Genomic DNA, 20,469 nt, shown 5'->3' with positions numbered 1-20,469 from the left:
ACATAAAAGGGGGTTAATTATCGGCCAGTTATTTAAACACTTCTTCAAAAAACAGCTGGTGGAAGAGTTATAGGACCATTAAAACGAGGGGGAGGATTCGGATGGAGAAGAGTAATACATCACATTGCTGCAGTATGAGTCGGAGTGACATTGTACAGGTAGACGATGATCCTGCACACGTACCACGTTTCGAGGAAAACAGACAATCAGCTGTGGAAGTAGAGTCAGCTGCTAAACAGATTTATATTCCTGGTGGTAGTTTCTTTATGGGGACGAAGGATAAGGAAGGTTATCCGGAAGATGGAGAGGGGCCGGTCAGAAAGGTAATAGTAGATCCATTTTATATGGATGCCCATACGGTGACAAATAAGGAATTTCATGACTTCGTACAGGACACAGGTTACATTACCGAGTCGGAGCGATTTGGCTGGTCGTTTGTTTTCTATCAATTCGTCAGTAATCAAACCAAACGCAAAGTAAAGCAAGTCGTTCAGCAGACACCATGGTGGCTCGTCGTACAGGGAGCGTCATGGAAGCACCCCGAAGGACCGGACTCTACCATAGAGGATAAAATGGATCATCCTGTTGTACATGTGTCATGGAATGATGCCAGGGCTTATTGTGAATGGGCGGGAAAAAGACTGCCGACAGAGGCTGAGTGGGAATTTGCGGCACGTGGCGGATTAGAACGGAAGAAATTCCCGTGGGGAGATGATCTAACACCAAATGGCGAACATCTTTGCAATATCTGGCAAGGGGAGTTTCCAAAGACAAACACGGCAGAAGACGGGTATAAAGGTACCGCACCAGTCGAAGCATTTCCGCCGAATGGATATGGCCTTCACCATATGGTAGGTAATGTATGGGAATGGTGTTCTGATTGGTTCGCGAGGAGTGTACGGGATCGTGGCGGAAGAAAAAATCCTAAAGGGCCAAAATCAGGTGATTTCCGTGTTATGCGTGGAGGCTCGTATCTTTGCCATCATTCCTATTGCAATCGTTATCGAGTAGCAGCAAGGTCAAAAAACACCCCGAATAGTGCATCAGGAAATATAGGTTTTCGCTGTGTCACGGATCTTTAAAATTACGATGTTACAAATCTACCGTATAAAGGAGGAAAAAGAGCTTGGAATATAAAAAAAGGGAAGACAAGCCATGGGCAAAATACGTCAATAAATTTCCCATGGTAGGTACGGCGGCTTTGTCAGCAGCAATTCTATTAGGGGGATGTCAAGCACAGACGGAAGAAGCTGGTGCTAATAAAGCACCCCAAGAAGACGCAGAAAACCAAGCAATGACAGATGAAAAGACGAATGTGATGTATGTAGTATTAGATGATGCCGGTTTTTCCGATCTGGGCAGTTTCGGATCTGAAATAAGCACCCCAAATATTGATGAACTGGCAGAAAATGGGTTGAAGTATAACAACTTCCATGCGGCACCAGTTTGTTCTCCAACACGGGCCTCCTTACTGACAGGAAGAAATAATCACGCTGTTGGCATGGGGAATGTGGCAAACTTCGATTTTGGAGAAGGAGATCCAAGCCGCAGAGCTAAAATACCCAAGGAAGCTGGTTTTGTAACAGAGGTGCTTGGGGAGAATGGCTATACAAACTACGGACTTGGAAAATGGCATATCACACCGACAGTCGAACTTTCTCCAGCTGGTCCATATGATAGGTGGCCGCTTGGAAGAGGATTTGATCGATACTATGGAAACTTAGAGGACTCTTCTGACCAGTTCCGTCCTGAATTATTTAGGGATAACAGCCCAGTACCTTTCCCAGATGAAGAGGGCTACCATTATTCCGAAGATATTGTTGCAAATGCGGAACAAAATATCACTGACCATGTATCCATCCGGCCAGATGATCCGTTCTTCATGTATCTTGCTTTCGGTGCCCAGCATATGCCACATCAGGTTCCTGAAGAATATATCGAAATGTATGAGGGTAAATACGATGAAGGCTGGGACGTCATCAGGGAACACCGATTTGAAAAACAGAAGGAAATTGGAATCATACCCGAAGATGCGGAACTTGCTCCGCGAGACCCTAATGTTCCAGCATGGGATAGCCTGAACGACGACCAAAAGAAACTTTATGCTCGCTTTATGGAGACCTATGCAGGATTCTTAACCCACACTGATGAACAAATTGGCAAATTAATGGATTCCTTAGAGGAAATGGGGGAGTTGGATAATACGCTCATCGTATTGATTTCCGATAATGGTGCCAGCTTCTCAGGCGGAGAACATGGTGCTGTGAATCAAGCCCTTGCTTATAATAAAGTCCCTGCAGAATTTGAGTCATTGATGGAGAAATACGACCAAATTGGCGGGGAACAGACGAACAGTGATTATCCTTCAGGCTGGTCACAAGTCAGTAATACACCGTTTGCGGGATTTAAAGGTTCCACACATGCGGGAGGAATACGCACTCCTATGATTGTCCACTGGCCGAATGGTATGGAGGCAGAAGGGGAAGTCAGGGAGCAGTTTACACATGTCAGTGATATTACAGCAACGATTTATGATGTCCTTGGAATTGATACACCAGATCAATTGAATGGCGTTGAGCAAATGGACGTAACAGGTATCAGCTTTGCAGAAACATTTGATAAGCCGGATGTGGAGACAGGCAAGAATACTCAATACTTTGAGCATAGCGGAAAACGCACAATTTATCATGATGGATGGAAAGCAATTTCCGTTCATGAACCAGGCACAGATTTTGAAGAAGATGAATGGGAGCTTTACAACGTAACAGAAGATTTTTCAGAGTTGAATAATGTAGCGGCTGATCATCCAGAGTTACTCGAGGAACTTATTGGCCTGTGGAATGAGGAAGCGGAAAAGAATAATGTATTCCCGTTATCAGAAAATTTCCTGGAAGGTCTAGGTAATGTGCCAGAGGGTAATATGAGGGCAAAGTCATCGTTTACGTATTATCCAGGAATGTCCCATTTAAGTGAATCGGCTGCACCGCTGACATTGGACCGTAACCATGAGATCACTATTCCAATTAATTATAATAAAGGAGACGAAGGTGTGCTGTTGGCTTTAGGTAATGATAAAAGCGGATATACCTTCTATGTGAAAGAAAATAGGCTCCACTACGAATATCATAATGGTACAGATAGATTCATCATCACCTCGGATAAAAAGTTAGATGAGGGGGAGAATCTGATTACCTACAGCTTTGAAAATACTGGCAAGAACCAAGGGACAGGCAGCTTATTCGTTAATAAGGAACTTATTGGAGAAACTGAAATAATCACACTGCCGCTTAAAACATCTTTTGAAGGGCTGGATATTGGAAAAGATCTACTATATCCTGTAAGCCCTGAATATGCAGATGAGGGAAGCTTCCCATTCACCGGTGAAATTGAAAAGGTTCAATACGATTTTGAAGAAAGTGAATATATATTGGCTGAATAAGCACCTTGAGGAGCGGTTTAGAGACCGCTCCTTTTTCATGGCTTTAGGACTTTCTATGAAAAAACAATAAAATCGACCAAACTCGAGCTGAAAATGCTTTTAGTGAGCTCCCATGTTTACAGAGGTTTCAGCCATCAATTAGTATATTTCTTTTAAAAAATAGTTAATTTTCACACTTTAAATAGCTATCTTAAGGCACGGAATCCCAATATAATAAAACCAATCAGATAATTGCTGTCGGTTATGACAGCGTTTACACAAAACAAAGGAGGAATTAAATTGTCGACCAGTTCTTTGAATGTTCTCCAAAACTCAGCAAATAGAGAAGAGTTGCTCCAAAAAGCGAAAGAAGTAGGAGAGTTAGCCGAAAAACATGCTTTACAGGCAGATAATGATGCGAGATTACCAGATGAAGTCGCTGAAAAAATAAAAGAAGCTGGCTTTCATAAGCTCCATAGGCCAAAAGCATATGGTGGCGTCGATCTTGATTTTTATACCTTTGGCGATATTATCCGCACAGTAGCAAATTATAGTGTACCTGCTGCATGGATTACTTATTTCTCCATTATCCATGAAACATGGCCGGCATTCCTGCCAAAAGAAGGCCGCGATGCGCTATACAATAGTAACGCCCTGATGGCTGATGTGTTTGCACCAGTTGGAAAAGTGACAGATGACCCGGATGGAGAGGGCTATCGGGTCAGCGGTCAATGGAATTTCTGTAGTGGGGTATTCTGGTGTGATTGGATTGCACTTGGGGCCATCCATAAAATGAGAGATGGTTCCGAGCCAGAGCTGAGCCTGTTCATCGTCCATAAAAAAGATGTGGAAATCGTGGAAAATTGGGATTCCATCGGACTGCGCGGAACAGGGAGCAATGGGGTCAAGTTAGACGATGTATATGTTCCGCCACATTATGTCTTCCCACTGTCAAGAGTAGTTAAAGGGGCGACAGCGCCGGATGGCAATTACGAAGAGGACTACCAATTGTTCAACGTTCCTTATATCGCATACTTCCTGTCCGGATTCTCTCAAATTGCACTCGGCGGTTTGGAACGGCTGGTTAGCGACTTTGAGAAGAAGACAAAAGGACGCGTCCGTATCTATAACAATAACTCAAGTGAAAAAGATGCAGGAAGCGCCCAGCGTACTCTCGGGGAACTAAAAACACAATTGACAACTTTAAAAGCTGTAGCCAATCAATATATGGATAAATTAACTTACTATCAGGAAAATGGTATCCGGGTTTTAGAGGAAGAAGAGCGGGAACAGCTATTCGCGATGCGCGGACATGTTGCGAAAACATCAGCCGAATTGGGTACCCGCATCATTATCACACTCGGAGGTAACTCCTTGTACAGGGACCAGCATACGGAAAGATTTGTCCGTGACCTCATTGCTGTTGCCGCACACCCAACCCATCTCTATGAAGATGCAATGGTAGGGTACGGAAAAGCGATCCTTGGATTTGACGGACACCCAATGTGGTAAGTCAAATACTTTATCGATAATTGAAAATCTTTATAATTGAAAAAATTAATGGAGGGATATACAATGACAAAAGAACCAATCTTTGATGTTGCCCAGCTTGCCCACTTTGAAATTTACAGCCCTAAATTGGAAGAATCCGTGGAGTTCTTCAGCGAAATTTTAGGGATGGAGGAAGTAGAGCGCCAAGGAAAGTCCGTTTATATGCGGGCGTATGAAGACCACTATCATAATACGTTGATTATCACGGAAAATGATGAGGCAGGATTAGGTCACATGGCATTAAGGGCCAGATCTCCTCAAGCTCTCGAGCGCCGTGTAGCTGCAATTGAAGAAGCGGGTTACGGCATTGGCTGGATTGATGGGGACATCGGTCATGGACCTGCCTACCAGTTCAGAACCCCAGATGGCCACAAGGTTGAGATTTTCTGGGAGGTTGAATATTATCAAGCCTCTGACGTCGAGAAAACTGCTTTGTTAAACCGCCCGCAAAGGCGCCCTAACCGCGGTGTTCCGGTAAGACGTCTGGACCATATCAATTTACTGGCGAAAGAAACCAATAAAAATGTTGAATTCTTGGAGGCAGTACTCGGCTTTAATGTTCGTGAGCGTATCCTGAATGAGGATAATAGTGATATTGCTGCATGGTTGAGTGTTACGAACTTGGCCCATGACATCGCTATTATGGGTGATGCATTAGGAGAAGAAGGACGTCTTCACCATATTTGCTACTGGTATGGCTATCCACAGCACTTAAGTGATGTTGCAGATTTGTTGATTGATCGAGGGTTCGAAATTGAAGTAAGCCCAATTAAACACGGCGTTTCCCAAGCATCTTGCATGTATGTCTTTGAACCAGGCGGCAACCGTGTAGAACTGTTTGGAGATTCAGGCTACCTGATCTTTGATCCGGATTGGAAAACAGTAGAATGGAAGGGTGAAGATACAGAACAGGCTATTCTCTGGCATGGCACTAAATTGCCTGAAGACTTCTTCTCATATGGCACGCCGGTAAGAAGCAAGGAAACAGTGGAAAATTCCTAACGGTGGATCATTATGTAAGCGATTGATCAACCGATAGGCTTAAAGATTACTAGGTAAAAATAAATTCTGTTGAATACTGGAAAGGGGAAAGAGGGAAGGATGGTTGGCTTCCTCTTTCTTCTATCCTGTTTTAGTTATCAATGCCTTTTGTAAAAGGCAGTAGGAGGGTTTTACTTGGAAATCAGTTCAAAACATATGAAGGTCAATGGAATTAATACCCATTATCATGAGGAAGGCTCAGGAAAAGAAAAAGTGATTTTAATACACGGATCAGGTCCCGGAGTGTCCGCTTTTGCCAACTGGAGACTTGTTATTCCGCGTTTAAGCGAGTCACTTCATGTATATGCACCGGACATCGTTGGGTTTGGCGAAACAGATAAGCTTCCCAAAGACGAATATACACTGGATCTATGGGTGAATCATCTGATTGGCTTTATTGAAGAAGTATCAGATGAACCAGTATACTTAGTAGGAAATTCATTCGGCGGGGCCCTGTCCCTTCATGTGGCCCATAGAAGGCCAGATTTAGTGAAGAAATTGATTTTAATGGGAAGTGTAGGGGTTCAGCATAAAATATCATATGGTTTAGATCGTGTCTGGGGATACGAGCCCAGCATTGAAAATATGCGTGAACTGATTCAACTGTTCTCCTATGATGAAAAGGCAGCAAAAAATGAAGAGCTGGTTCGTTTGCGTTATGAAGCCAGTACGAAACCGGAATCACAGGAAGCTTTCAAAGCGATGTTTTTTGATTCGCGGCAAGAAAGATTGGATGAGCTTGCTTTGCCGGACGAGGAAATTAAGAAGGTGGAAACAGAAACATTACTATTCCACGGCCTGGAAGACCAAGTTATTTTATTTGAGGACACCAGTTATAAATTAATCCAGCTCCTGCCGCATGCCGAGCTGCATCTGTTCAATGAATGTGGCCACTGGACACAAATTGAGAAGACAGATGAGTTTATCGATCATATATTTGCTTTTATTAAGAATTGATTTAGGAAAGCAATAGCAATTGGGGAATCTAAGGTTCCGTTACAGTTTATGGCGTTCACTTCGCCAGGCTTTCAAAGGAAAAAGAGTGGGATCACCACTCTTTTTTATTATGGAGTTTATCCTGGCTATCCAAGTGCAAAAGTCTCATCTGGTCAGGGAGTTTCCGTTTCCGTTGCTCCCTCATTTCGAGGCACAATATGCATCCGTAATTATAATTACTATGTTCTTAGAGTATCCGTTGCTCACTCTTATCCTTAATCAACACTTTCTCCGTATTAAATGTAGCTATTTTTACAACTTGCTCCGCCATATACCATTTAGAGTGCTGGAAGTCATCTTTGATCCAATCGATGATCAATCCGATAATTCCATTTACACGGTAACGATAAAAGAGCTTTAGGTCAATGTCACTTGGTACGTCGTTCGATGTGAAATCTATGTCCTCTACGAAATGCTTTTCCATCGAATAAACCATTTTCTCATGAAAATTGATGGGTACCCGCGGACTTAGCATGATTTGATAAAAGTCTTTATTGATTAGAAAATGCTCAAACAGACAAATGGTAGATAATTCCATGATGTTTATTTCATTTTTCAAATCTTGATATGGCTTCCGAAACGCTATCCGGAGTTCTGCCAGCATTTCATCTATCGTTTCATGAAGCAAGTCCTCTTTCTGGTCATAGTGAATATAGAATGTACCCCGGTTGTAGTCTGCCTTTCTAACTATTTCCGTAATCGTGATGTCTTCAAATTTCTTCTCCTTAAGCAATGCCAATAACGTGCGTTGAAATTCCTTTTTTGTCCGCTTCACTCGTTTATCCATCGTTTTTTTCATTTAGATACCTCTTTTATAAGATTTTAAGCTTTCCTGAACACAATAGAAGAAATTGTTTATTTATAGACATTTCCTATGAAATTAATGGTTGAAAGCGTTTTATTATAAACTTATAATAAGGGTGCATTACTATTTTACTAAAAATTGTGTATTTTTAAAACATAAAGGAGGAAGCTTTTATGTCAACTCTAGTAGCTTTGAATCCGAAAGCAGCTGAATTTACGTCCAAGCCATTAAAAATGATGATAGGTGGAAAATGGGTCGAAGCAGTTTCTGGGAAACGCACGGAGATTAGAAATCCAGCAGATGGATCGGTTATCACAACTGCGGCTGAAGCGGATAAAGAAGATGTAGATGCAGCTGTCCGGGCAGCGCGGAAAGCATTTGAAGAGGGTCCATGGTCCAGAATGAAGCCGAATCAAAGAGCCAAGTTAATGTTGAAATTGGCAGATTTAATTGAAGAAAATGGAGAACAATTGGCTCATCTGGATACATTGGATTATGGCCAGCCATTATCGACTACCTTAGGATTCGCTGGTGCTGCTGCAGATAACTTCCGCTACTATGCCGGCTGGGCAACAAAGCTTACTGGAGAAACACATACATCTTCCATTCCTGGCGAAGTTTTCAACTATACAAGAAGGGAACCGCTTGGAGTTTGTGCTGGAATTGTTCCTTGGAATGCACCGCTCATGAATGCCGTGATGAAAATAACTGCACCGCTTGCCGTAGGAAATACGGTCATTATTAAACCATCCGAGGAAACGCCAATCAGTTTATTGCGTTTAGCAGAGCTTGTCCAAGAGGCGGGATTCCCGGACGGTGTGGTGAACATCATCACTGGCCATGGCTCCACTGCAGGTGATGCACTTGCTTCCCATCCGGATGTAGATAAAGTTGCTTTCACTGGCTCCACAGCAGTTGGAAAGAAAATCATCCAAAACAGTGCGGTAAATATTAAGAAGGTTACGTTGGAGCTGGGTGGAAAATCCGCTCACGTTATTTTTGCTGATGCCGATTATGAACAGGCACTTCAAAACGCCTCCAATGCGGTGTTCTGGAATTCCGGACAGGTTTGCTTTGCCGGCTCTCGGTTGTTTGTGGAAAAAGGGATTTATGACAATTTCTTAAGTGATTTAGTAGAGTACTCCAAGCACTATAAGGTAGGAAATGGCTTGGATGAATCATCGGTTATCGGGCCGTTGATTTCGGCTAAGCAGAAGAAGCGTGTGCTGAATTACCTGGATATCGGACAAAGAGAAGGAGCAGAGATGTTGATTGGTGGGGAGGCAACGGAAGCGGATCTCCGGGATGGCTACTTTGTCAAGCCGACCGTGATGGCAAACGTGAACAATGATATGACGATTGCCCAGGAGGAGATTTTCGGTCCAGTCGTATCCGCCATCCCGTTTGAAGGGGAAGATGAAGTAATCCGTTTGGCGAATCAAACCGAATATGGATTGGGTGGAGGCATTTGTACAACAAATCTGAAGAAGGCGCATAAAGTGGCCCACGGCATGAATACGGGCAATGTATGGGTCAATACGTACAACATCACTGAACCGAATTCTCCTTTCGGCGGCTATAAGCAAAGTGGATTAGGCAGAGAAAACGGAGCTGCTTCCATCGATGCTTATACAGAAGTGAAGAACATTTGGATAGATTTGAACTAGGGTTCATTGTTCAAGGTAAGAAGGCGGGGAGCCGTCTTCTTGCTTTCTATATTACTCTTTTCTTGATTTGTGGAGGTGCATCTTTTTGTACAAAGGCTTGGAAACATTTCGTGCCATTGTCGAATATCGGGCAAAGCAGAAACCACAAGAGCGTTTCATTCAATTTGAACAGGATAGTTTGACCTATCAGGAATGGAACGAAAATGGGAATAGAGCTGCCAACTTGGCTCGGGGTTTAGGCCTTGGCAAAGGGGACACATGTGCTGTGATGCTTCCAAATGGCCCGGAATTCCTCTCCATCTGGCTTGGCCTTGCAAAGCTGGGTGCCATGGAAGTTCCGATTAATACGGCTTTCAAGGGTGACTCCTTAGCGTACATCCTTAATAAAGCAGAATGTAAAGTCCTTGTTGTTTCAGCTGAGTGGGTGGAGCGAATAACGGCATGGAAAGATGAGTTAAATCACTTGGAACATATCGTTGTCGTGGGGGACTCTTCGAAAAATACGGAAGAGATATCCACTGCTTTTACCTGGCATTCCTTTGACAGGTTGCTCATGCAGGCAGACAGTACCTTACCAGTTGAAGTGGATATCCAGCCGGATGATCCTTCTGTCATTCTTTTTACATCAGGCACGACTGGCACCTCCAAAGGGGTTGTGCTTAGCCATCGTGCTAACTTCAGTGTGGCTAAGACGGCCTGTGGTTTAATGAATTACGGGGAGGACGATCGCCTATTCACCGTTTTCCCGTTATTCCATGTAAACGCTCGTTATACAACGGTATTGGTGGCATTGCTGATGGATTGTGATGTAGTGATGCATAACCGTTTTTCTGCCTCCAAATTCTGGGATATCTGCCGTCGCGAAAAAATTACGGCATTCAATTTTATGGGGTCGATGCTGACCATCTTAATGAAACAGCCGGAACGCCCGGAAGATGCTGAGAACCCTGTCAAAAAGGCATTCGGTGCACCAACGCCAACGGAGATCTATCATGATTTCCAGGAACGCTTCGGGGTGGAGATTTCCGAAGTGTATGGCTCGACGGAGCTGGGAACCGTTGCAGCAAACCCGGCGGCAGCCTTTCGAAAAGGTGCCTGCGGCCAAGTGGTTCCTATCTATGAATGTGAAATTCACGATGATGAGGGTTTCCCTTGTCCAGTTGGAAAAAGCGGGGAGATAGTAGTGCGGCCTAAGAAGCCGGGTATCATGTTTACCGAGTACTACGGAAATCCGGAAGCCACTGTTCAGTCCTGGAAGGATCTATGGTTCCATACAGGGGATACGGGCCGGATGGACGAAGATGGCTATCTCTACTTTGTGGACAGGAAGAAAGATGTCATTCGCAGAAAGGGAGAAAATATCTCTTCCTATGAAGTGGAACGTGTCATCAATAATCATCCGAAAATCTATGAATCTGCCATCATTGGTGTTCCGTCAGAGCTGTCGGAGGAAGAAGTGCTGGCCGTCATTGTTTTAAAAGCCGGAGAAGGGCTGGAGCATGAAGAGCTTCTCGATTTTTGCCAAAAACGGATGGCCCATTTTGCAGTGCCACGGTATCTGCGAGTTGTAGAGGAATTGCCTCGAAATGCTTCACAGAGAGTTGAAAAATATAAGCTTCGGAACGAGGGAGTTACAGAGGATACGTGGGATCGGGAGTTGGTTGGCTATCAAGTCGAGCGTTAACGATATGTAGCAGGGGAGATGTGTATGTATAACGGTACAGAAACATTTGGGGAAATCGTTGCATTTCGAGCAAAAGAGAATCCTGATAAACGCTTTATAAGATTTGAGAAGAATGATATGACATATCGGGAATTTCATCTAGGCGGAAATAAGGTTGCTAATGCCATGGCTTCTTTGCATTTATCAAAAGGAGATACATGTGCGGTCATGCTTCCGAATGGTCCGGAGTTTCTGCAGACCTGGTTAGGACTGGCAAGGATGGGTATTGTGGAAGTTCCTGTGAATACCGGACTTCGCGGGGACCTTTTAGCCTATATATTGAACCAGTCCAAATGTAAGGCGATGGTGGTTGATGGGGAATGGGCAGAGCGCCTCGCGCAAATTCAACATGAATTGCATTACCTAGAGCATGTCATTGTGGTGGGGGGAAATCATTCAACCTCATTTTCTGATGGGATGATGGTTTATTCCTTTGCAGAGTTGCTAAAAAATGAGAGTGATGGGTTCGCCGATATCCCCATTAAACCGAACGATCAATCGTTAATTCTGTATACATCTGGCACCACTGGTCCATCCAAGGGAGTAATGCTTAGTCATCGGGCTAATTTTGCTCTTTCTCAAACCTGTTGTGAACTGATGGATTATGGTCCCCAAGATCGGCTGTTTACCATGTTTCCCCTATACCATGTGAATGCCAGGTATGCGACTATTCTTGCAGCATTAATTGCGGGAAGTGATGTGGTGATGCATAATCGTTTCTCTGCCTCAGGATTTTGGGATATTTGCAGAAAGGAACAAATTACTACCTTCACTTATATGGGATCTATGCTGACTATTTTAATGAAGCAACCGGAACTGCCGGATGATGCCGACAATCCAGTCCGACAGATTCAAGGTGCGCCATGTCCGCCTGAACTCTATAATGAATTTCAGGACCGTTTTCAACTAAAAATTACCGAGGCCTATGGTTCTACAGAAATTGGGTTAGCCATTGTCAATCGGGCAGAAACATTTCGTAAAGGATCCTGCGGAAGAAAGCTGCCAATTTATGAAGTGGAAATTCATGATGAAGTGGGGAATCCATGTCCACCGAACATAGCAGGGGAGATTGTCGTGCGTCCTAAAGAACCATCTGTTCTATTTTCTGGATATTATGATATGCCAGAAGCAACCGTAAAAGCCTGGAAGAATTTATGGTTTCATACAGGAGACCGTGGTCGTATGGATGAAGACGGATATTTTTACTTTGTCGACCGGCAGAAGGATGTTGTTAGGCGCAAAGGTGAAAATATATCCTCCTTTGAAGTAGAAAATGTGATCAATAAACATCCAGCTGTCCAAGGCTCCGCTATTATTGGTGTTCCCTCTGAATTATCAGAGGAAGAGGTATTGGCGGTTGTCCAAGTGAAGGATGAGAGAAAATTAACTGCCGAAGACTTGCTAGATTTTTGCCAGAAGTGGCTGCCGCATTTTGCGGTGCCAAGGTACGTAAGGTTTATTCAGGAATTTCCTAGAACTCCTTCCCAACGAATTGAAAAATATAAGCTTCGTAAACAAGGAATAACAGAAGACACATGGGATCGGGAAGCTGCCGGATATACGGTTCTGCGGTAATTATTTGCCATAAATGGTTTGAATGTTCTAACGAGGAGGGGTTGCTTGGAAACATTACGAGGAAAAGTGACAATCGTCGGTGCAGCTGATTCAGAAGTCGGTGTTGTACCTCATATGTCTGCTACACAGCTTTGTATGGATGCAGCGTTAAAGGCAATGGATGATGCAGGTGTTACGAAAAAGGAGATTGATGGTCTTATCACCTGTGATTCATGGGCGGAGCCATTTCTATATCATTCCGAGGCAATGGCGGAGTATTTACAAATCGATCCGAAGTATTGCTTAAGTGTCGGTACGGGAGGCGGCACCACATTTTCCCTCCTCCACCATGCAGCTTCTGCGATTGCTACAGGAATGTGTGAGACAGTGCTTATTACGATGGCAGATAGTCTCAGGAGTGGTATATCAAAGGAAAAAGCCATGAATACACAGGCTTCTACTGGGCATTCACAGTTTGAATCACCATACGGCCCGTCTGTTCCTTCTTTATATGCCCTGATTGGCAGGGCTCATATGGCCGAGTTCGGAACAACTGCAGAACAATATGCTGCGATTGCGGTGGCAGCCAGGAAACATGCCAATTTACATCCGGCAGCACAAAAGCGCGAGCTGATCACTATTGAGGATGTGATGAATTCCCGTATGATTGCTGATCCGCTCCATCTTTTTGATTGTTCGCTCATATCGGATGGGGGATCAGCGGTAATCCTTACATCCGCTGAAAAGGCGAAAAGCATGTCACGGCCACCAGTTTATTTATTGGGAGTCGGAGAAGGACACCGGCATGAACATATTAGCCAAGCCCAGAGTCTGACAACATCTGCGGCGAAAGATTCGGGACAGCGTGCATACGAAATGGCAGGTCTGGGACCGAGAGATATTGATGTTGCTGAGCTATATGATTGTTTCACTCCCACCGTTCTCATTGAATTGGAGGATTTAGGTTTTTGCCAAAAAGGGGAGGGCGGTGACTTTGTAGAAAGTGGTGCCATTGAACTCGGTGGTTCCCTGCCAATCAACACGCATGGAGGGTTGCTTTCCCACTGCCACCCAGGTAATCCCGGCTCCATGTTCCACCTAACAGAGGCGGTGACACAGCTGCGGCGTGAAGCAGGTGACAGGCAGGTAGCCGATGCGAATGTAGCGCTGGTCCATGGACAGGGTGGAATTATGTCCAGCCATACTACACTTATTTTAGGGCGGGAGGTTTAGATATGGAAGAACATATCGGCAAAAACTTTCCAGAGCCTACGGTCGAAACAGAAGCCTATTGGCAAGGGTGCAGCAATCATCAATTGCTCATCCAGCAATGCAGGGAATGCGGCCATTATCAATTTTATCCACGGATTATATGTACGGATTGTATGTCGAGGGATGTGGAGTGGGTCAAAGCTTCGGGCAGGGGGAATGTAAAGACTTACACCATTATCCACCGGGCCATTTCACAGGCATATGAGAAAGACACACCATATGTGGTGGCTCTTATTGAATTAGATGAAGGCCCGATGATGATGAGCAATGTCATCGGCTGCACGCCTGAGGCCGTCAAGGTCGGCCAGGAGGTAATGGTTACCTTTGAGGATTGGTCCGATGAAATATCCATCCCTAAATTTACCTTGGTTGATGCGGATTAACTTCATTTAAGTGAGAAACTTATCCATTCATCTAGTGTTCTAATTATTTCCATATAAGGCACTTCCATTTAATTTCCGAGGGGGAGTAAGTATGAAAGCGTTAGTATTAACAGAGTTTAACAAAAAGTTGGAGGTTCAGGATGTTCCAGAGCCGACGCTAACAGAAGATGGTGTTATTATTCGAGTGAAGGCTAACGGCATCTGCAGAAGCGACTATCACTTTGTAAAAGGTGATCTAGGATGGATCGGCATGAACTTGGATCTTCCACATGTGCTTGGCCATGAATTTTCAGGTGTCGTCGAGCAAGTGGGCAGCAATGTTTCGAAGTTCAAGAAAGGGGACAGGGTCGTTGTTCCCCATGCTCATGGAGAGGGTTCATGTGAATATTGCATGACAGGGCATTCCAACATTTGCGATCATGGCAGCGTTGTTGGTGTCACCTATTGGGGCGGTTATGGAGAATATGTTCATGTGCCGGATGCCGATCGCAATGTTGTGATCCTGCCTGATTCGATTTCCTTTGAAGCTGGTGGTGCCTTAGGATGCCGCTTCATGACAGCATTCCATGGCTTAATTGATCAGGCGAGGTTGCAACCGGGTGAATGGGTTGCTGTCCATGGCTGTGGAGGCCTGGGGCTATGTGTGACACATGTAGCCAGTGCGATGGGTGCTAGAGTCATTTCTGTTGATATAAATGACGAATCCCTCGAACTTGCCAAAGAATTTGGAGCGGAAGTTACCATTAATGGAAGTAAAGAAGATGCTGTGCAAAAAATCATGGAAATTACGGATGGCGGAACCCATGTTGCTGTGGATGCATTGGGCGCAGCAGTTACTTGTCAAAATTCGGTGAACAGTTTACGTAAGCGGGGAAGGCATCTGCAGCTGGGGATGACTTCAGCTGATGAGCAAGGAAAAGTGGAATTGCCGGTTGATTTAATGGTTGTAAAGGAACTGGAATTCATCGGTTCATCCAATATGCCAGTTTCTAGGTTCCCGGCTATGCTCAACATGATCGAAAGCGGCGTTTTGCAGCCGGAAAAAATGATTACGAGAAAAGTGAATTTGGAGCAAGCCGCCGATATTCTTGAGGAAATGGGAGGATTCAACGCACCAGGTATTAGTGTGGTTAACCAGTGGTGATGTAGTTGGGTTCAGAAGGTATAAATCCAAATGAAAAAGAGTGGCATCCGGTGCTTACCCCTAAAAGTTAGAGTAGAAAACTAACTTTCGGGGGTCGGTACCTACCTCCCCACTCTTTTTCATTTTGGTTATTGTCCCAAGCTGTATTCTCCTACTTTTTCACAAAATACTTCTCCCCAAGCAATTCCTTTTCCTCAAAAGTGCCGGAGGACAATTCTCTTTTAATAAACGATGGAAGCTCGGATGGTTTCACATCATACATCACTTCGATTTCTTTGGAAAATAGCAGCTTTTCTTGTTCCAGCAACATTGAAAGGGCGGGCAGTTGTTTCGGCTCCGGCTCTTTTCCATCCAGTACTTGAGCCAATCCGGAAACATAGTAATCCAGGGAGCGGCTGCCGACAATTTTCACACCCTTATTTTCTTCATTTACCATAATGATTGTGGGAAAACCTCTGGCGCCCAGTCTTCCAGCAAGGGAGAAGTCTTCCTGCAATAGCTGCTCACCGGTTTGCTCTTCTGATTCATTTACGATCGCCTCACCGTTCAGGCCGAGGTCATTTACAATTTCGACCAGGACAGATGGATCGCCAATATTTTTATTAAAGACGAACAGCGCTTCTCTGGCACGGCGTAAATATTCGAAGGCCAATTCTTCATCATGTCTTTTCTGAATGACTTTAAATACGCTGGATGGTGGGAAGGATGACTGGACCGGATTGTCGACCATTAGTGAGCCATCAATCGGCATACGTGTCTGTTCGCCAACCTCCCGCCAATGGCCAGCGACATCCGCCGGCCCATGAATTCCGTTTGCCGGATCGACTGGACCGTCTCCCCATTTTTCCAGCAGGCCGCCCATGACGGTCTGGAAGTTGAAGGAATGGCCATATTGCTCTTTGAAGCGGCGGAGAGTAGGTTCAAGAGCCCAGCAATGCGAGCAAATTGGATCGGTTACATAATAGACATCGGTTTTTTTCTTGGGATTCAAATCGATCATCTCCATCTCGTTGCCCTCACTTACCCCACATACACCTGTCTCAGGATCACAGATCAAACCTTTATTTTCCATTGATATCGCCTCTTTCTTTTAATTCAGTGGAACTCCCCTGCGGCATTTTTAGAGGAGTCATCTAATTGTTTATACTCATATAATAGTTCATAATGAAGAGGAGTCATACCAATAGTTCGCCGGTTCTGTTGTTTATCCAACACGATAGCGAATTTGTTGGAAAAGTAGGAGGGACTGCCTATGGGTGAAACAAAGACGGATCCCCGCATTCTTCGTACCCGCAAATTGATTATGGATTCTTTTATTGAACTATCGGGAAAAAAGGAGTTCAAGGATATAACGGTTAAAGACATTACAACAGAAGCAATGATCAACCGTGCGACGTTTTATTATCATTTTGAAGATATTTATGACCTGCTTGAGAAGGTGCTGTCAGAAGTCCTGTTAATTAATTTGGACTGCAGCATCTATGAAGATCGTGTGCTCGATGAGGAAGTGCTTATGAAAATATTTAAAGCGATCACCGATTTCCAGTTATCTTTATCGCATCGCTGCCATCGTGGATATGAAGATATCATCGCCCGCATCATCCGCGACCAATCGGAAGTCATTTTTGAAAAAATGCTGGTTAAGCAGCATGGTAAAGGGAAAGATCAGGGACTGAGGGTTACGGCGGTTATGTTGAGTTGGAGCCTTTATGGTGCTTCGGAAGAGTGGAGGAGAAGCAGTGGGGAGGAATCTCCTGAGGAATATATTAGAGGTGCATTGCCGTATCTATTGAAGGGGGTTAATGAGAAAAGTGACTGAGCTGCTGGCAGGCTGACAATGTGGGAAATGAATAGATTCTCCTAAACATGCTCTTATCTGAATAAATGTACGATCCATCATATTCCACGTTTTATTGTGGAATACTTTTGTTAAGATGATAGCGGTTTGCTTAGGAGGATCTATATGGATGAACGAAAAAAGGAAAGTCACCGGCTGGAGAAAATAAGCCCGTTTGAATTAAAAGACGAACTGATTGATCTTGCAAAAGGAAAAATGAGGGCGACCAGGACCATGCTGGACGCAGGCCGGGGCAACCCTAATTGGATTGCCGCAGCACCCCGGGAAGCGTTTTTTGCGCTTGGACAATTTGCTGTTGCAGAATCAAGGCGTGTATGGAACGAAGGCGATCTAGCAGGCATGCCAAGCCGCAAGGGAATCGCAGAACGGTTCCATGAGTATGCCAGGGAAAACCAGCAAGTACCAGGGATTCGATTGTTGCAAGAAATCATCAATTACGGAATCACAACAAAGCAGTTCGATCCAGATAAATGGGTCTATGAATTAGTAGATGGAATCATCGGAGATAATTACCCCAGTCCAGATCGCATGCTTGTCAGGACGGAACAAGTGGTGCATGACTTTTTATCCAAAGAACTATGCGCCGACGATACGTCATGCGGCACATTTGATTTATTCGCTGTAGAAGGGGCCACAGCAGCAATGTGCTATATATTTGAAACGCTATACAAAAATCACTTGCTGCCTAAAGGATCCAAAATAGCGGTGATGGTTCCAATCTTTCCGCCGTACATAGAGATTCCGGAACTTCCCGACAATGCTTACGAGCTTGTCAAAATAGAGGCGTCGGAAATAGACGAAGAAGGGCACCATACATGGCAGTACCCTGATGAGGAATTAGAAAAATTAAAGGATAAGGACATCAAAGCACTATTCCTTGTCAATCCGAGCAACCCACCATCCGTTTCGATAAAGAAAGAATCCATTGAACAAATCATACAAATCGTAAAGCAAGATAACCCGGATCTCATGATTATTTCCGATGATGTGTACGGCACGTTTGTGGACAATTATCGCTCCCTCATGGCGGATTTACCTTTTCATACCATCGGCGTTTATTCTTTTTCCAAATATTTTGGTGTGACAGGCTGGCGACTAGGAACGATTGCCATCAACCAAACCAATGTGTTTGATCAATTGATCAAAGAATTGCCGGAGGAAGAGAAAGCTATTCTGAATAAAAGGTATTCCTCGCTTACAAAGAATCCGGACGAGCTTAAGTTCATAGACCGGATGGTAGCGGACAGCAGAGACGTTGCCATGAACCACACAGCTGGATTATCGACACCACAGCAAGTGCAAATGGCGTTGTTTTCCATCTTTGCCATGCTGGATACAAATGATGAGTACAAACAAAAAACAAATGACATCCTACATCAAAGAATGACTCTATTATATGAAGGCCTCGGTATGCCGAAAAAGTATTTACCGAATGATGCCGATTATTATACAGAGATTGACTTGGAAATCTGGTGTAACCTCCATTATGAAGAAGGATTCACTGATTATCTGCAAAAAAATTATAAACCGGTAGATATTCTATACCGCCTGGCCGAAAAATCATCGATTGTATTATTAAGCGGGGAAGGGTTCTTGGCACCGACATGGTCCATTCGGGTATCCCTTGCAAATCTGAACAACGAAGCATACTCACGCATAGGCCAAGAATTGAAAAATGTACTTGATGAGTATGTAGTGGAATGGAAGAAGGATAAAGGGTGATGGTTCCAGCTTGATGGTGTGTATTTTGTAGAGATTCGGCGGGTGGGGAGCGGAAAATTAGCCAGCTTTTGCTCGTTTATTTTGTATGCTCCTTCAGCCGCCTATAAAGATAGCATGAAAAGGGGAGAGAATATGGAAAGAGTTCAGGTTAAATATAAATTATATGACGACATCAATGATAAGACTTACTATAGAGAAGAAATCGGCTATCGTATCGACGAAAACTATGTAGTCACGTATTACGGGGATGACATGATGGGAATTGACCATATCTTTTGTGAAAAGGATGGTTACGTAATAATCGATGAAGAGGATTCGGTTTCTCCTATATTTGTAAACCTTGATAATATAGGCCAGATTGACCTGTTTCATGAGTCGGCATTGAACTTCTATAAATATTTGGTTGAGCAACATAAAAAGAATTAGACAGGGCAATACGGATGCGCGTTAGGAGTGGGAGTCATAATTTCTCTTTAGGATATAGGGGAAGGCTGCTAATGCCTGTCCCTTTCCTATAAGGAAATTAATCAAGATTAAATCAGATGTGAACCGTATGGACATACACTAAAATGCTTTCGTAACGGTAAGGGTAATTCTAGGCAAACAATATTATATGAAGAAACAGAAGTGACGGGAATAATTCTTCGAAGGAAATGAAACGGCGAGAGAAACTGCAGGTGTTTTAGAGTTGCTTTATGCTCTTCTGAAAGTTATCCGTCTAATTATCCTATAACACCAATGGTTGGAAAGCTTATATTAAAATATAGGACTATCCTCTTGGGGAAAATTTATTACTTGCCCTTGACTTTACGGGTTGATAATTGTATTATTGGTTCTGCCCTTGAAAGGCGTTCATAGCCGAACGGGAAAAAAGGATGAAATATGAATGATAGATTTCTGTTGATCCTTTTTGAATTTCTCCTGAACGCAAAAAAATAGTTGACGCCGAACTCTATCTGTGATATATTAATAGATTCGCCATAAAGAAGGCGGGCCGGAAAGTTCAACAACACAAACAACGAAATAAAAAAAGTTGTTGACATTAACTTTTCGTTATGATATATTAATTAAGTCGCTTCAAAAAAATGACTGAAACAATTTGCTCTTTGAAAACTGAACAAAACAACCAGTATGTCAAGAAGAAACAACTCGTTTTTTCTTATAAACAAGCAGAAGCATTGCTTCTGCAAAAGCTAAGACATTCGGTAGGGTTGATTGGTGTCAATCTTGCCCAAACTTTTTTGGAGAGTTTGATCTTGGCTCAGGACGAACGCTGGCGGCGTGCCTAATACATGCAAGTCGAGCGCGGGAAGCAGGTAGATCCCCTTCGGGGGT

General features: G+C 43.9%; 16 protein-coding genes and 1 rRNA gene. 15 read left to right on the top strand and 2 right to left on the bottom strand.

Annotated features, from left to right (window positions below):
* Positions 1–101 precede the first annotated feature (101 nt).
* The 5 genes from ACFODW_RS12540 to ACFODW_RS12520 all read left to right on the top strand — a co-directional run bounded on the left by ACFODW_RS12540 (position 102) and on the right by ACFODW_RS12520 (position 6,967).
* The gene (locus tag ACFODW_RS12540) at positions 102–1,082 is read left to right on the top strand and encodes a formylglycine-generating enzyme family protein (protein WP_390306975.1); all 981 of its coding nucleotides are present in this window, start codon (positions 102–104) and stop codon (positions 1,080–1,082) included.
* A gap of 44 nt (positions 1,083–1,126) precedes the next feature.
* Positions 1,127–3,439 carry an arylsulfatase gene (locus ACFODW_RS12535; protein WP_390306973.1) on the top strand — a complete coding sequence of 771 codons (2,313 nt, stop codon included), beginning with the start codon at positions 1,127–1,129 and terminating at the stop codon, positions 3,437–3,439.
* Positions 3,440–3,718: 279 nt separating this feature from the next.
* The gene (locus tag ACFODW_RS12530) at positions 3,719–4,930 is read left to right on the top strand and encodes an acyl-CoA dehydrogenase family protein (protein ID WP_390306970.1); all 1,212 of its coding nucleotides are present in this window, start codon (positions 3,719–3,721) and stop codon (positions 4,928–4,930) included.
* 63 nt (positions 4,931–4,993) lie between these two features.
* Positions 4,994–5,971: a catechol 2,3-dioxygenase gene (locus tag ACFODW_RS12525; RefSeq protein ID WP_390306968.1), complete on the top strand. Its 978-nt coding sequence runs from the start codon at positions 4,994–4,996 to the stop codon at positions 5,969–5,971.
* Positions 5,972–6,145: 174 nt separating this feature from the next.
* Positions 6,146–6,967, top strand: a complete 822-nt coding sequence (locus ACFODW_RS12520; RefSeq protein ID WP_390306966.1) for an alpha/beta fold hydrolase — start codon at positions 6,146–6,148, stop codon at positions 6,965–6,967.
* Positions 6,968–7,193: 226 nt separating this feature from the next.
* Here ACFODW_RS12520 and ACFODW_RS12515 read toward each other — a convergent pair whose 3' ends face one another.
* The gene (locus ACFODW_RS12515) at positions 7,194–7,805 is read right to left on the bottom strand and encodes a TetR/AcrR family transcriptional regulator (protein ID WP_390306964.1); all 612 of its coding nucleotides are present in this window, start codon (positions 7,803–7,805) and stop codon (positions 7,194–7,196) included.
* A gap of 179 nt (positions 7,806–7,984) precedes the next feature.
* Here ACFODW_RS12515 and ACFODW_RS12510 point away from each other — a divergent pair, with 179 nt between their 5' ends.
* The 6 genes from ACFODW_RS12510 (at position 7,985) to ACFODW_RS12485 (ending at position 15,554) form a co-directional block, all read left to right on the top strand.
* A complete protein-coding gene (locus ACFODW_RS12510; protein ID WP_390306962.1) occupies positions 7,985–9,478 on the top strand; it encodes an aldehyde dehydrogenase family protein in 1,494 nt (497 codons plus the stop codon).
* Between the two features lie 85 nt (positions 9,479–9,563).
* Positions 9,564–11,162, top strand: coding sequence for an ATP-dependent acyl-CoA ligase (locus ACFODW_RS12505; protein WP_390306960.1), 1,599 nt, complete (start codon positions 9,564–9,566; stop codon positions 11,160–11,162).
* Between the two features lie 24 nt (positions 11,163–11,186).
* Positions 11,187–12,776 (top strand): AMP-binding protein, encoded by a 1,590-nt coding sequence (locus tag ACFODW_RS12500; protein WP_390306957.1) that lies wholly within the window; start codon positions 11,187–11,189, stop codon positions 12,774–12,776.
* A 45-nt stretch (positions 12,777–12,821) separates the two neighbouring features.
* Positions 12,822–13,988 (top strand): thiolase C-terminal domain-containing protein, encoded by a 1,167-nt coding sequence (locus ACFODW_RS12495; RefSeq protein ID WP_390306955.1) that lies wholly within the window; start codon positions 12,822–12,824, stop codon positions 13,986–13,988.
* Positions 13,989–13,990: 2 nt separating this feature from the next.
* Positions 13,991–14,410: a Zn-ribbon domain-containing OB-fold protein gene (locus tag ACFODW_RS12490; protein ID WP_390306953.1), complete on the top strand. Its 420-nt coding sequence runs from the start codon at positions 13,991–13,993 to the stop codon at positions 14,408–14,410.
* Positions 14,411–14,501: 91 nt separating this feature from the next.
* The gene (locus ACFODW_RS12485; protein WP_390306951.1) at positions 14,502–15,554 is read left to right on the top strand and encodes a zinc-dependent alcohol dehydrogenase family protein; all 1,053 of its coding nucleotides are present in this window, start codon (positions 14,502–14,504) and stop codon (positions 15,552–15,554) included.
* 151 nt (positions 15,555–15,705) lie between these two features.
* Here the strand turns inward: ACFODW_RS12485 and ACFODW_RS12480 are convergent, their stop codons facing one another.
* Entirely contained in the window at positions 15,706–16,626 is a 921-nt protein-coding gene (locus tag ACFODW_RS12480) for a DsbA family protein (RefSeq protein WP_390306949.1), read from the bottom strand.
* Between the two features lie 180 nt (positions 16,627–16,806).
* On the opposite strand from ACFODW_RS12480, the gene ACFODW_RS12475 reads away from it, so the two are divergent.
* The 4 genes from ACFODW_RS12475 to ACFODW_RS12460 form a co-directional block, all read left to right on the top strand.
* The gene (locus ACFODW_RS12475; protein WP_390306947.1) at positions 16,807–17,373 is read left to right on the top strand and encodes a TetR/AcrR family transcriptional regulator; all 567 of its coding nucleotides are present in this window, start codon (positions 16,807–16,809) and stop codon (positions 17,371–17,373) included.
* A gap of 144 nt (positions 17,374–17,517) precedes the next feature.
* A complete protein-coding gene (aspD, locus tag ACFODW_RS12470; RefSeq protein WP_390306945.1) occupies positions 17,518–19,134 on the top strand; it encodes an aspartate 4-decarboxylase in 1,617 nt (538 codons plus the stop codon).
* A gap of 132 nt (positions 19,135–19,266) precedes the next feature.
* A complete protein-coding gene (locus ACFODW_RS12465) occupies positions 19,267–19,560 on the top strand; it encodes a hypothetical protein (protein ID WP_390306943.1) in 294 nt (97 codons plus the stop codon).
* Positions 19,561–20,372: 812 nt separating this feature from the next.
* A 16S ribosomal RNA gene (locus ACFODW_RS12460) occupies positions 20,373–20,469 on the top strand; the annotation flags it as partial.

Source organism: Virgibacillus sediminis, from assembly GCF_042643265.1.
GTDB classification, from domain to species: Bacteria; Bacillota; Bacilli; order Bacillales; family Amphibacillaceae; genus Virgibacillus_O; species Virgibacillus_O sediminis.
This window is presented reverse-complemented; position numbering and strand designations above follow the sequence as displayed.